The sequence below is a fragment of the Kitasatospora sp. NPDC058063 genome, assembly GCF_042885395.1.
GTDB lineage: Bacteria > Actinomycetota > Actinomycetes > Streptomycetales > Streptomycetaceae > Kitasatospora > Kitasatospora lactacystinica.
Map to the genome: position 1 here is coordinate 24,842 of NZ_JBHVSD010000041.1, position 12,394 is coordinate 37,235.

Consider the following 12,394-nt stretch of genomic DNA (forward strand, 5'->3'; position numbering starts at 1 on the left):
GGCCGAACGCCGCCGTGCCTGCCGCGCGTTCGCGCCCCGCACCGGCCCGCACGCGCGGCCGGGCCGCCCCGGCACCCCCTTCCGGGAAGCCGGACCGCCACGACACAATCGGCGCATGAGCGATCCTCTGAGCCAGGCGTGGGACTTCCAGCTCCGGGCCGCGGCGGACCAGGACGAGTACTGCCGCGTTCCCGGCCGGTCCTGGATCCCGCCCATCCTCGAGGACCTGGTCCTCGCCGCGCGAAACACCCCGCTGAGCCGCTACTACCCCTTCACCAGCCATGCGTCGCTGCGCTTCAGCACAGGGCCCCGCTGGTGGCTCGGCGACGGCGAGGTCCTGGCCCACGCGATCGCCCTCGTCCCCGAAGGCCACTACCTCGTCCACACCCAGGCCTCGCCCGACCGGCCGCCCACGGTGGAACTCGAAACCGCCAGCGCCGAGGAGGCACTGGCCAGGCTCGCGGAACTGGCCTCCTCCTCCTCCTGAACCCCGCCCACCCTCCCACCGGCCCGAGCGCCCGAGCGCCCGGGGGCTCAGGGGCTCAGGGGCTCAGGAAGGACCGGTCCCGGGGGCGGCGGGGGTGCGACGGCGCACCGGACGGGCCCGGCGTCACGTGAGCCGGGGCCGTCACGGGGATCCCGGGCGTCACGAGCGTCGCGGGGGCCGGCCGGTCGAAGCGGCCGGCCGGCCAGGGCCTCCTGCAGGCGGACCACGAACGCCGGCGCGTCCGGCGGCACGGCCCCCGAGGGCCTTGCCGCTCACCTCCACGGCGTTGTTCCCGACCGTGCCCTCCCCGACCCCGCGGTCGCAGGACACGATGTCGTCGTGCAGGCCCACCGCGTCCACGAACGCGTTCACCGCGGCGCGCAGCGCCCGGTCGTGACCACGTGCCGCTGCTCGCCGCCCCCTGTCACACCGTCCTCTCCCGCTGTCGGACGACGGCGGTGCCGCCGGCCAGGTCGACACCCGTACGCGGCGGGGCACCGGCGTGGTCGTCGTCCCGCACGACCAGTTGAGTGCGCCGCTGCTCGATCTGCACGCGCTTGTTGGCGTTGAAGAAGGCGTGCAACTCCTCGGTCGCGGTGGCGCCGAGGCCGAGCCCGCCGCTTCGCGGCCGCGTGGTCAGGCGGCGGCACAGCCATCCCGGACGGCCGGATCGCACCACGAGATACCGGATCGAGGCCAGTGTGAAAGGCACGATCACCAGCACTGCCATGAAAAGCAGACCCGCCGTCATCACCATGGCGGCCCAACGCGCGAAGGCGACACATCCGTTCCCGGCCGGTGCCGCCCGTCGAAGCGGCGCCCGTCGAAGCGGCGCCCGTCGAAGCGGCGCCCGTCGGAGCGGCGCCGGTCAGGGCCATTCGCCGATCGCGGCGACCGGCACCGTCGTTTCGCAGCGGACAGCGAGCCTGTCGCACCGTGCGGCCGTCGCGCGGTTTCGCTTCAGCCGGTCACTCCCGCGCTCCACCACGCGGCACTGCTCGCGGACGTCCTCGTCGAACTCCGGCGGCCGGCCACCGCGGGAGCCGCGCTTCTCGCGGTCGGCGGACCGCTCGCGCTTGTCCGGGCCCGTGCACCGGATGCCACGCCCGCGCCACACGCCACACGCAGCCCGCAGCAGGCGCCGGAGCACCGCACGCAGGTCGCGGGCGGTACGCACCACGCGTGGACAGAGGGCCTCGACCGAAGCGAGCGGTGACCAGGAACGCCACCGCCGGACAGGAGCCGGGCCACGCCCGCCGCGCCGACAGCAGGACCCCGCTCATGCCCGCACCCCCCGCACCCCACCGCGCCCTGCTCTGCTCTGCTCTGCGACGTCGGAGTCCGACAGGACGGAAGGACGGAAGGACATTCCGAACGGCCGGGCCCCACAGGCCCCGTCGGACCCCGAGGGGAGGGGACGACGCCCTGTCGGGACGGCTCCCGCGGCACCGGCACCGGTACCGCGCAGGCACCGGCACCACCCACAGGTCGGCCCCGGCACGGGACGGGCACCGCACCGCTGCGGCCCCGGCCACGGCCAGGGCCGGGGCCGCGAACAGCGGCGACCTCACCGGCCACCACCGGCCGGGACCCGGCCCGACCGGCGAGACCGCGCACGAGCCGGACGGGACACGGCGGACACGGGTACGCCCCCTCGGGATCCCCCGGGCACAGCACCCGACGGGACCGAAGGAGGGCGTGTGGCCTTCGGAGCGGGCCCGGCGGACGGGCCCCCGGCCCCGGCCCCGCCGACCCGAACACGAGCCCCGAAGCGGCCCGGGCCCGGCCGGCACCGGTCCGTCACTCACTCACTCACTCACTGCGCTGGATGCGCCCGGAGAGCTTCGGCGGCGGCCTCTCAGATTCCGTCGCCGCTACCGGAATGGGCGCTGGAGCCGTGCGAGTCGCCCTCGGATCGGGCGACGCTCTCCCTGGTGGCACGGCCACCGAGCATGCCGGCGCGGGCGGCGAACTCCGGCACCAGCACACGCAGCGCCCGGCGTCCGTGCAGCGCGACAAGGAGCCCGGTGTGCCCCGGCCCGGCCGGGGCGGCAGCGGGAAGGGGATGCAGGCGGCGCATCTCGCGCAACAGCCGGTACCCGGCCGGCGTCCGTGCCGGGGCGCACAGGACGGTGAGCGAGAGCACGGCCAGGGGCAGACCCGTCCAGAGGGCTCCCCGCGCCGCGACGGCCACGGCCGCACCGCCTGCCGCAAGGGCCGGCAGGGCGGCAGCGGTCAGCCTGGCCCGGCCGCACCGCAGGCCACGCCCGGCCAGTTCGGCGCGCACCTGCTCCCGGGCCCGCCGCACAGCCGGAGCGGCGGCGGCGTCGGCCAACGACAGCTCCCGGCCCAACGCCGTCCACACGGCCCGGTGCAGGGGGGTCGCGTCACGTCCGGGTCCGGTATGCACCACCCGCCGCAGCAGGCCACGCCGGCCGACATCGACCGCCCCCGCGAGGTGGAGTTCCACCACGGCCACCGTCAGCGCGGCCTTCGAACCGCCCCGCACCGCCGCGACGCCGGCCGCCGTCAGGCCGTCCGCCCGCCCCCCGGCGGGCAGCCACCGCAACAGCCCCGCACCGACGAGCCCGGCCACCACCCACACGAGACCGATCGATCCCATCACGCCCCCCGTCAACGGACGGCAGGCCCTCCCCGGCCTGCCCCCGGAAGAATGACACGGCCCGATGACCGCCGCTCGGCGGTCGGGCCCGGCCCTGCGTCCGCCGCAGGCCACCGGCAGATCGCAGGGACCACCGTCCGCCACCACCGACCACGCGACAAAAACCTCAGCGGCCGCCAACCGTGGGAGCCGCGCTCCTCACCGTCGGCGGACCGCGCCGGCACGAGCGCGCCGGTACGGAGCCGGCCGGTACGGAGCCGGCCGGTACGGAGCCGGCCGCCCCGGACACGGGCGTGCCACCCCGGACACGGGGTGGCACAGGCCCGGGGCGGCCGGCGGGCGGCGGCCGGGGGCGGGTGGCCGGGGGGCGGGTGGCCGGCGGCCGGCGGCCGGCCGCCCCCCGGGTGGTGTTCAGGTGATGGAGGCCCCGGAGTCGATGCTGATGACCTGACCGGTCATGCAGTCCTGGTCGAGGAACAGGGTGATCGAGCGGGCGACCTCGCGCGGGGTGACGAACCGCGGCACCGGGACCTTCTCGCGCATGCCCGCCACGACGTGCTCGGGCAGGGTGTCCGTCATCCCGGTGATCATGAAGCCGGGTGACAGCGCGTTGACGGTCACCCCCCTGCGCCCGCACTCCGCCGCGAGGGTACGGGTCAGCCCGATCAGCCCGGCCTTGGACGCCGAGTAGGCGGTCTGCCCGGCGGTGGCGATCAGCGCCGACGGGGAGACGATGTTGACCACCCGCCCCCAGCGCGCCCGCAGCATCGCCGGCACGCACGCGCGCGCGGTGTGGAAGGAGCCGACGAGGTTGGTGTCGATCACCTGCCGCCACTGCGCCGGGTCCTGCATCGCCATCAGCGCGTCCTTGCGGATCGCCCCGTTGTTGACGAGCACGTCCACCGGCCCCAGCGCCGCCCTGATCTCCTCGTACATCGCACCGACCGCGTCCCAGTCCGCGACCGAGCCGGTGACCAGCACGTGCTCGTTGACGAGCCGGGCCGCGACCTTCTCCGCGCCCTCGCGCGAGCTGTTGTAGTGCACCGCGACCCGGCAGCCCGCCGCGTCCAGGGCCAGCGCCAGCTCACTGCCCAGCCCCCCGGAGGCACCGGTGACCAGCGCCACCGGCGACGGCGGCCGCACACCGAAGACGTCCCTGCCGCTCACCGCGCCACCCCTCCCCACGTCAGCAGGACCGAACCCCACGTCATGCCCGCGCCGAACCCGGCCAGCAGCACCGTGTCACCGTCCTTGATCCGCCCCGCGTCCAGCGCCTCCGCCAACGCGATCGGGATCGACCCCGACGCGGTGTTGCCGTAGCGCTCCAGGTTCGTCACCAGCCGGTCGGCCGGGATACCGGTGTGGGAGAGCACCGAGTTGATGATCCGGATGTTCGCCTGGTGCGGCACCACGTGGTCGACCTGCTCCGGCGTGATCTTCGCCTGCTCCAGCGTCTCGCGGATCGTGCGCACCGTGTAGCGCACCGCGTTCAGGTAGATCTCGTTGCCGTTGATCTGCGCGTAGTGCAGGCCCCGGGCGACGGTGTCCGCGGTGGTCGGCATCCGCGAACCCCCCGCCAGGACCTTCAGGCTGTCCTTGCACGAGCCGTCCGCGCCCAGGTTCCACGCCCGGATCCGGTCCACCGCGCCCGGCCGCAGGACCACCGCCCCCGCGCCGTCGCCCACCAGGATCGACAGGTCCCGGTCGGCGGGGTTCGCGGTCAGCGTGTGCGTGTCCGAGCCGATCACCAGGATCGGACGCGGATCCATCCGCAACAGGCCCGCCGCCGTCACCAGCGCGTACACGAACCCGGCGCACTCGGAGTTCACGTCGTGCGCGCTGCCCGCGATCGCGAGCTCGTCGTGGACGAACGCCGACGTCGCCGGCGAGGGCTGCTCCGGCGTCGCCGTCGCCACGATCAGATGCGCGATGTCCGCACCCGTCAGCCCCGCGCGTTCCAGCGCCCGGCGCCCGGCCTCCACGGCCATCGACGCCGTGGTCTGCCCCCGGCCCACGGCCCTGCGTTCACGGATCCCGCACCGCGAGACGATCCAGTGCTCGTCCACACCGAAACGCTGCGCGAGTTCGGCACTGGTCACCACCCGTTCGGGAACCGACATCCCCCAGCCGGTGACGTCGAAACCGCTCACCACGCGACCCCTCTCCCTCTCCCGGTCCGCCGCTCGCCCGGACTCAGTTACCGGCGGCCGGCACGAGCGCCAGGATCCGCTCGTGGACCACGCGCAGCGTCGTGGTGTCGTCGATGTCCGCGAACAGCGACTCGTCCGCCGGGATGTGCGGGTACTGGTTCTGGAAGCCGTACAGCCACTCCATCAGGTCCAGCGAATCGACGTCCGCGATGTGCTGCAACGCCGCGTCCGCGTCGATCTCCTGGGCACCGGAGACCGCCTGGAGCTGCTGGGCCAGGTCCTCGATCGTGGGGATCTGAGACATCAGTGATCGTTCCTCTCCACGCCCACCACACGGTGGACGCCGTCAACGCATCGAAAGAAGCAGGACAGAAAACACCGCCGACACACCACCACCCCCGGCCCGCACCCGCCGCCCGCGCCGCCGCCCGCCACGGGCCCCGCCCGCCCCCGCACCCCCGGCCCCGGCACTCCCCGCACCCCGGCCCCCGGGAACACACCACACACAACCGACAACCGAAGAACCGGGGGCAGGAACGAACAGGAACACCGACAACAGGCCGGCCGACAGACACGAACACAACACACGGACAAGCGGGACAAGCGAACGAACAGACGGGACGGACGGACGAGCGGACGAGCGGACGGACGGGCGAACAGGCGGGACGGACAGGCAGGCGGGCGGGACGGGCAGGCGGGACAGCCGGCACCGACAACACCGGGAACACAACGGCGACAGCGCCCACAACCCCCGTACCAGCGCACAACACGCCGACCGGGAACCGAAGCACCCCCCGGGGACGAACCCCGGAAGCCGTGCGTCTTGCCGAAACCGCATGAAACCCGCTCCCACGCAACCGGCCCGCAACCCACCCGGCCCCCACTGCCTTGCGCACCGCTTGCGAGACACACGCTTACCTGACCCACAACACACCGCACCCGCACGCAACCACCCGCCCCCGGTCAGCACCCGGCCACCCGCAACCACAAACACCACGGCCCGCGGCCCGGGCCACCGCCCGAACAGCACCAACCACCCGCCACCACCACCCGGTCCGGCCGGCACACCCCATCACGGACACCACCCGGCCACCCACAACAACGGCCGACCGAACACCCCACCCCGTCCGGACAACCGACCCACCCCACCGACCGCACCGACCGTGCCGGGCAGCACCCAGCCACCCGGCACGACAGGCACCCAACACACCGAACACAGCAGAGCCGCCGGCCCCGGGAACCAACCACCCAGGGCAGCAGCCCGGTCCGACCGGAAACACCGCACCACGGGCGGCACCCAACCGCCCGAACACAGCAGAGCCGCCGGCCCCGGGAACCAACCACCCGGGGCAGCAGCCCGGTTCGACCGGAAACACCGCACCACGGACGGCACCCAACCGCCCGAAACGGCACGGCACGACAAGGCACCGGGGCGGCTGCCCGGGACGGCCGTCCACCCCGGACAGCGTCAAACCCCGGGAACCTCGGCCCGGCCCGGCCGGCACACCGCCCACCGGTCGGCACCCAACCACCCGCCCGCGCCGGAAGCCGGGTTCAACCGGCACACCGCACCACGGACGGCACCCGGCCGCCCGGCACGGCAGGCACCGAGGGCAGCGGCCCGGCCGGGCCCGATCACCGCCGCACCGCGCTCCCCGCGCGGCGCCGAGGACCACCCACCGCGTACCGGGCACCGCACGCCGGGCCACCCGCGGCCCGGCCCCGGCACAGAACACCGCCCGACCGGCCGCACCACAACCGGCCCCACGGCGGCCCGAGCGGCACCGAGGACCACGCACCGGCCATCGGGCACCACGCACCAGGCACCACGCGCGGCGCCGAGAACCAAGCACCACGCACCGCGTACCACGCACCACGCGCGGCGCCGAGAACCAAGCACCACGCACCGCGTACCACGCACCACGCGCGGCGCCGAGAACCAAGCACCACGCACCGCGTACCACGCACCATGCCCGGCGCCGAGAACCACGCACCAAGCACCACGCACCGCGCCGCGCACCGGCCTTCGGGCACCGCAGGCCGGTCCACCCACCACCGGGCACCGGGCGCCGGCCCCGCCGCCGCCCACCCGTCGTCCCGTCCGATACCCACCACCGTCAACCGAGGGGCCCCATCCCATGACCACCGTCGAAGCCCGCTCCATCAACCCCGACGTCGAGGCCATCCGCCACCACTACGAGGTCCCCAACGAGCTCTACCGGCTCATCCTGGGCCCCACCATGATGTACTCCGGCGGCTACTGGGAGGACGGCGAGGACCTCGTCGCCGTCCTCGACGAGGCCCAGGAACGCAAGCTCGACGCCTTCACCGACCTCGCCCGCGCCGCCCACACCGACACCGTCCTGGACATCGGCTGCGGCTGGGGCACCATGCTCAACCGCCTCACCACCGTCCACGGCGTCAAGAAGGCCGTCGGCGTCACCCTCTCCCGCACCCAGGCCGACTTCGTCGACGCCCTCGCCAACCCCGCCATCGAAGCCCGCGTCGAAAGCTGGGAGGACCACCGCCTCGCCGACGGCCAGGCCCCCTACGACGCCGCGTTCTGCATCAACGCACTCGAACACTTCGTGCTCTCCTCCCTCACCCCCAAGGAGCGCACCCAGCGCTACCGCGTCTTCTTCAAGCAGGTCCACTCCCTCCTCAAGCCCGGCGCCCGCTTCGTCCTGCACACCATGACCGTCGAGAACCCCCCGCTGCGCCGCCAGCTCCTGGACGACCTGAAATTCCTCCAGCGCGAGGAGTTCGAGGGCTGCCACATCCCGCGCCTGCCCGAACTCGCCGCCGGCCTCGACGGCCTCTTCGAGGTCACCGAGATCCGCAACGAACCCGAGTCCTTCGCCCGCGCCTGCCGCGCCTGGCTCCAACTCCTCGCCGCCCGCCGCGACGAGGCCGTCGCCATGACCGACGAAACCACCGTCGCCCGCTTCGAGCGCTACCTCGACATCTTCGCCTACACCCTCGAAGACCACATCTTCAACAACTTCCGCGTCACCCTCACCCGCCGCGCCTGACCCCCGGGCCCACCCAGGACACCCGAGAAGAGGACACCGACGCCATGACCACCACCCCCGCCCCCGACCGCACCACCACCAACACCCCCACCGCCACCCCGGCGGCACCCCCCACAACCCCGGCGGCGGGGGTGACCCCCACCCCCAACACCACCACCACCGACGCCGCCGGCACCGGCACCGGCACCGGCAGCACCACGGCCGCCACCGCCGCGGGCACCGGCACCACCACCGCCGGCACGGCCGTCGGCGCGGGCACGGCCGCCACCGCCACGGACACCCGCCCGGACACATCCCCCACCACCGCCACCGCCACCGCCGCGGGCACCGCCGGCGACCTCGCCGTCCGCCACCTCGAAGTCGCGATCATCGGCGCCGGCATCTCCGGCCTCGGCACCGCCATCGGCCTCCTCAAGGCCGGCATCGACGACTTCCTCGTCTTCGAACGCGCCCACGACCTCGGCGGCACCTGGCGCGACAACACCTACCCCGGCTGCGCCTGCGACGTCCAGGCCCACCTCTACTCCTTCTCCTTCGCCCGCAACCCCGAATGGAAATCCACCTTCGCCACCCGCACCGAGGTCCACACCTACCTCAAGAACTGCGCCACCCGCTACGGCGTCGACCCCCACCTGCGCTACGACCACGAACTCCTGAACGCCACCTGGAACGACACCCACCACCACTGGGACATCCGCACCAAACACGGCCGCTACACCGCCCAGGTCCTCGTCACCGGCACCGGCTACCTCTCCGACCCCGCCGTCCCCGACCTGCCCGGCCTCGACACCTTCACCGGCACCGTCTTCCACTCCTCCCGCTGGCGCCACGACCACGACCTCACCGGCCGCAACATCGCCGTCATCGGCACCGGCGCCTCCGCCATCCAGTTCGTCCCCGCCATCCAGCCCCACGCCGCACACATCGACCTCTACCAGCGCACACCCCCCTGGGTCGCCGCCAAACCCGACAAACCCAACACCCCCCGCCACACCTGGATGCTGCGCCACCTCCCCGGCTACCAGCGCTTCCGCCGCGCCTTCAACAAACACGGCCGCGAAATCGTCGCGTTCTTCATGTCCCGCCCCTCCCGCACCACCGGCATGAAGAACATGGCCGCCGGCCACCTCAAAAAATCCGTCCCCGACCCCGCCCTGCGCGCCCGCCTCACCCCCGACTACACCGTCGGCTGCAAACGCCTCCTCTTCTCCAACACCTGGTACCCCGCCATCCAGCAACCCAACGTCGACATCGTCTCCGACACCATCACCCACATCGGCCCCACCCACATCACCACCACCGACGGCACCCGACGCCACATCGACACCATCATCCTCGCCACCGGCTTCACCGCCACCGACCGCCCCGTCGCCCACCTCATCCGAGGCCGCCACGGACACACCCTCCACGACACCTGGAACCGCGACGGCATGACCGCCCACCGCGGCACCACCATCCACGGCTTCCCCAACCTCTTCATGCTCCTGGGCCCCAACACCACCCTCGGCCACTCCTCCCAGACCGTCATGATCGAAGCCCAGATCACCTACATCCTCGCCGCCCTCAAAACCCTGCGCACCCACCACCTCACCACCCTCGACGTCCACCCCCACGCCCAGACCACCTACAACACCACCCTCCAGAACCGCCTCAAGAACACCGTCTGGAACACCGGCGGCTGCACCAGCTGGTACACCGACACCCACGGCAACAACCCCAGCATCTGGCCCACCTACACCTGGCGCTTCCACCGCCAGACCCGCACCTTCGACCTCACCAACTACCGAACCACCACCCACACCAACCCCTAACACCCCACCCGCACCCAGCCCCCGACGGCACCCAGCCCCCAGCCCCCGGCCCCCGGCCCCCGGCACACCGCACCACCGGGACAGGCCGGCCCGCACCACAGGCCGGCCCACCCGAACACCACCACACCGCACACAGCACCACCACCACCGGCAAAACCCGCAGAACCGGCAGGACCTCTCAGGCCGACAGGAGCGGCACGGCCGGAACGGCCGGGGGGAACGGTGCGGCCGGTACAGCCGGGAGGAACGGTGCGGCCGACCCACCACGCCACCGCACCAGTCGGGACCGGAAGAGCCGCCGCGAACGGCAGGCAAAGCAACCGGCCCCCGTACCAACACAACAAGCAGGACCAACAGGTCAGTTGCAGGCGGCCGGAACCCCTACGGCACACACGACCGGAACACCCGGCCCAGCACACAGGACCAGCAGACGGGGCCGGCAGGCAAAGGAACCGGCCCCGCACCAGCACCAGCACCAGCACAACAAGCAGGACCAGCACAGCAGTTGCAGAACGCAGGAACACCCCTGCACGCACGACCGCAACGGCCGACAGAACCAGCAGGACCGGAACCACCGACCGGCGCCCACCACCCACCGCACACCACCGGCACCCGCACCCGCGCCCGCCCGGCCCGCCCACCACCCCGAGGAGACCACCGCGCATGAACCGAACCCCCCTGTCCAGGCGCACCCTGCTCACCGGCGCCGCCGCCACCGTCATCGGCTACAACACCACCACCCGCACCTGGGCCACCACCGACACCCCCACCCGCGGCCGCATCACCCCCCTGCCCCCCATCCAAGGCACCCTCACCACCAACCCCACCACCCGCAACACCCACGCCCACGACTTCGGCCGCCTCACCACCAACACCCCCTACGCCGTCCTCCACCCCGCCGGTGCCCCCGACATCGCCACCATCATCGACTTCGCCCGCCGCAACAACCTCAAAGTCGCCATGAACGGCCAGAGCGGCACCGGAAACGACCTCGAATCACACTCCAACTACGGCCAGGCCGGCGTCGCCGGCGGCATCAGCATCAACGCCCGCGCCCTCAACCGCATCCACACCATCACCCCCACCAACGCCACCGTCGACACCGGCGTCACCTGGGCCCAACTCACCGAAGCCACCCTCGCCCAGAACCTCACACCCCCCGCCCTCACCGACTACCTCCACCTCTCCATCGGCGGCACCATCAGCATCGGCGGCATCGGCTCCACCGTCCACAAACACGGCCTCCAGGCCGACACCGTCGAAGCCATCGAAATCGTCACCGGCACCGGCCGCATCCTCACCGCCACCCCCACCCGAAACCCCGACCTCTTCCACACCGCCCTCGCCGGCGCCGGACAGGTCGGCATCATCACCAAAGCCACCCTCAAACTCGTCCCCGCCCCCCAAAACGCCCGCGTCCTCACCCTCACCTACACCGACCAACACACCTTCCTCACCGACCAACAAACCATCCTCAACGACGGCCGCTTCCCCTCCCAAGTCGGCGAAATCCTCATCCAACCCAACGGACAACCCCCCCACTACAAAATCGAAGCCGTCACCCACTACAACGGCACCACACCCCCCGACCCCACCCCCCTCCTCACCGACCTCAACCCCACCACCACCACCATCACCGACCAGACCTACCGCGAATACACCTACCGCGCCGACACCTTCGCCGACACCATCAAAAACCTCGGCTACTGGAACACCCCCAAACCCTGGCTCTCCCTCTTCCTCCCCGCCACCACCACCCCCACCTTCCTCAACCACACCCTCCCCCAACTCACCCCCGACGACATCGGCCCCGGCCTCCTCCTCTGCTACCCCTTCCACACCAACAAACTCACCCACCCCCTCGCCATCACCCCAAACGAACCCACCGCCTACCTCTTCGACCTCCTCGCCTTCCCCAACCCCACCACCACCAACCCCACCACCCACCTCACCCGCAACCGCAACCTCTACAACACCGCCACCCAACTCGGCGCCAAACGCTACCTCGTCGGCGCCATCCCCCACATGACCCCCACCGACTGGCAACACCACTACGGCCCCCACTGGACCACCCTCACCAACGCCAAAAACACCTACGACCCCACCCACACCCTCACCCCCGGCCACAACATCTTCCCCTAACCCCAAAAACACTCCACTCACCGCAATGGAAAACATCAAGCACGAATCCCGGGATCGGAAACACGGATACCGTTCACCGATCGTGGAACCGAGCCGGAGCCCGGGCACCAATGACCAGAACCGCCAATTGAATGAAAAGCCAATGCAAA

At 72.2% G+C, this 12,394-nt stretch carries 10 protein-coding genes; 4 read left to right on the forward strand and 6 right to left on the reverse strand.

Annotation, left to right across the window (positions count from 1 at the left end):
* Positions 1-115: 115 nt before the first annotated feature.
* The gene (locus ACFVUY_RS40425) at positions 116-487 is read left to right on the forward strand and encodes a DUF6193 family natural product biosynthesis protein (protein ID WP_387737017.1); all 372 of its coding nucleotides are present in this window, start codon (positions 116-118) and stop codon (positions 485-487) included.
* A 424-nt stretch (positions 488-911) separates the two neighbouring features.
* On the opposite strand, the gene ACFVUY_RS40430 is transcribed toward ACFVUY_RS40425, so the two are convergent.
* From ACFVUY_RS40430 to ACFVUY_RS40455, 6 genes are all read right to left on the reverse strand, one after another.
* Positions 912-1,244: a DUF6191 domain-containing protein gene (locus tag ACFVUY_RS40430; protein WP_387737018.1), complete on the reverse strand. Its 333-nt coding sequence runs from the start codon at positions 1,242-1,244 to the stop codon at positions 912-914.
* A gap of 111 nt (positions 1,245-1,355) precedes the next feature.
* Positions 1,356-1,667: a hypothetical protein gene (locus ACFVUY_RS40435; RefSeq protein ID WP_387737019.1), complete on the reverse strand. Its 312-nt coding sequence runs from the start codon at positions 1,665-1,667 to the stop codon at positions 1,356-1,358.
* A gap of 678 nt (positions 1,668-2,345) precedes the next feature.
* Positions 2,346-3,110 (reverse strand): TIGR04222 domain-containing membrane protein, encoded by a 765-nt coding sequence (locus ACFVUY_RS40440; RefSeq protein ID WP_387737020.1) that lies wholly within the window; start codon positions 3,108-3,110, stop codon positions 2,346-2,348.
* 411 nt (positions 3,111-3,521) lie between these two features.
* Entirely contained in the window at positions 3,522-4,277 is a 756-nt protein-coding gene (locus ACFVUY_RS40445; RefSeq protein ID WP_387687838.1) for an SDR family NAD(P)-dependent oxidoreductase, read from the reverse strand.
* Positions 4,274-5,263, reverse strand: a complete 990-nt coding sequence (locus ACFVUY_RS40450; RefSeq protein WP_387737021.1) for a 3-oxoacyl-ACP synthase III family protein — start codon at positions 5,261-5,263, stop codon at positions 4,274-4,276. The genes ACFVUY_RS40445 and ACFVUY_RS40450 overlap by 4 nt, the downstream gene beginning before the upstream one ends.
* A 40-nt stretch (positions 5,264-5,303) precedes the next feature.
* The gene (locus ACFVUY_RS40455; protein ID WP_224279085.1) at positions 5,304-5,564 is read right to left on the reverse strand and encodes a hypothetical protein; all 261 of its coding nucleotides are present in this window, start codon (positions 5,562-5,564) and stop codon (positions 5,304-5,306) included.
* A gap of 1,834 nt (positions 5,565-7,398) precedes the next feature.
* Here ACFVUY_RS40455 and ACFVUY_RS40460 point away from each other — a divergent pair.
* The 3 genes from ACFVUY_RS40460 to ACFVUY_RS40470 all read left to right on the forward strand — a co-directional run bounded on the left by ACFVUY_RS40460 (position 7,399) and on the right by ACFVUY_RS40470 (position 12,245).
* Positions 7,399-8,292, forward strand: a complete 894-nt coding sequence (locus ACFVUY_RS40460) for a class I SAM-dependent methyltransferase (protein ID WP_387687832.1) — start codon at positions 7,399-7,401, stop codon at positions 8,290-8,292.
* A gap of 44 nt (positions 8,293-8,336) precedes the next feature.
* Positions 8,337-10,103, forward strand: a complete 1,767-nt coding sequence (locus tag ACFVUY_RS40465) for a flavin-containing monooxygenase (RefSeq protein ID WP_387737022.1) — start codon at positions 8,337-8,339, stop codon at positions 10,101-10,103.
* 663 nt (positions 10,104-10,766) lie between these two features.
* Complete coding sequence (locus ACFVUY_RS40470; RefSeq protein ID WP_387687827.1) at positions 10,767-12,245, forward strand: FAD-binding protein; 1,479 nt, start codon at positions 10,767-10,769, stop codon at positions 12,243-12,245.
* Positions 12,246-12,394 lie beyond the last annotated feature (149 nt).

Excerpts from the sequence above, each read along its gene's own strand:
- ACFVUY_RS40425 (WP_387737017.1), top strand. The coding sequence starts at position 116 with ATGAGCGATCCTCTGAGCCAGGCGTGGGACTTCCAGCTCCGGGCCGCG.
- ACFVUY_RS40430 (WP_387737018.1), bottom strand. The coding sequence starts at position 1,244 with ATGGTGATGACGGCGGGTCTGCTTTTCATGGCAGTGCTGGTGATCGTG.
- ACFVUY_RS40440 (WP_387737020.1), bottom strand. The coding sequence starts at position 3,110 with ATGGGATCGATCGGTCTCGTGTGGGTGGTGGCCGGGCTCGTCGGTGCG.
- ACFVUY_RS40455 (WP_224279085.1), bottom strand. The coding sequence starts at position 5,564 with ATGTCTCAGATCCCCACGATCGAGGACCTGGCCCAGCAGCTCCAGGCG.
- ACFVUY_RS40460 (WP_387687832.1), top strand. The coding sequence starts at position 7,399 with ATGACCACCGTCGAAGCCCGCTCCATCAACCCCGACGTCGAGGCCATC.
- ACFVUY_RS40465 (WP_387737022.1), top strand. The coding sequence starts at position 8,337 with ATGACCACCACCCCCGCCCCCGACCGCACCACCACCAACACCCCCACC.
- ACFVUY_RS40470 (WP_387687827.1), top strand. The coding sequence starts at position 10,767 with ATGAACCGAACCCCCCTGTCCAGGCGCACCCTGCTCACCGGCGCCGCC.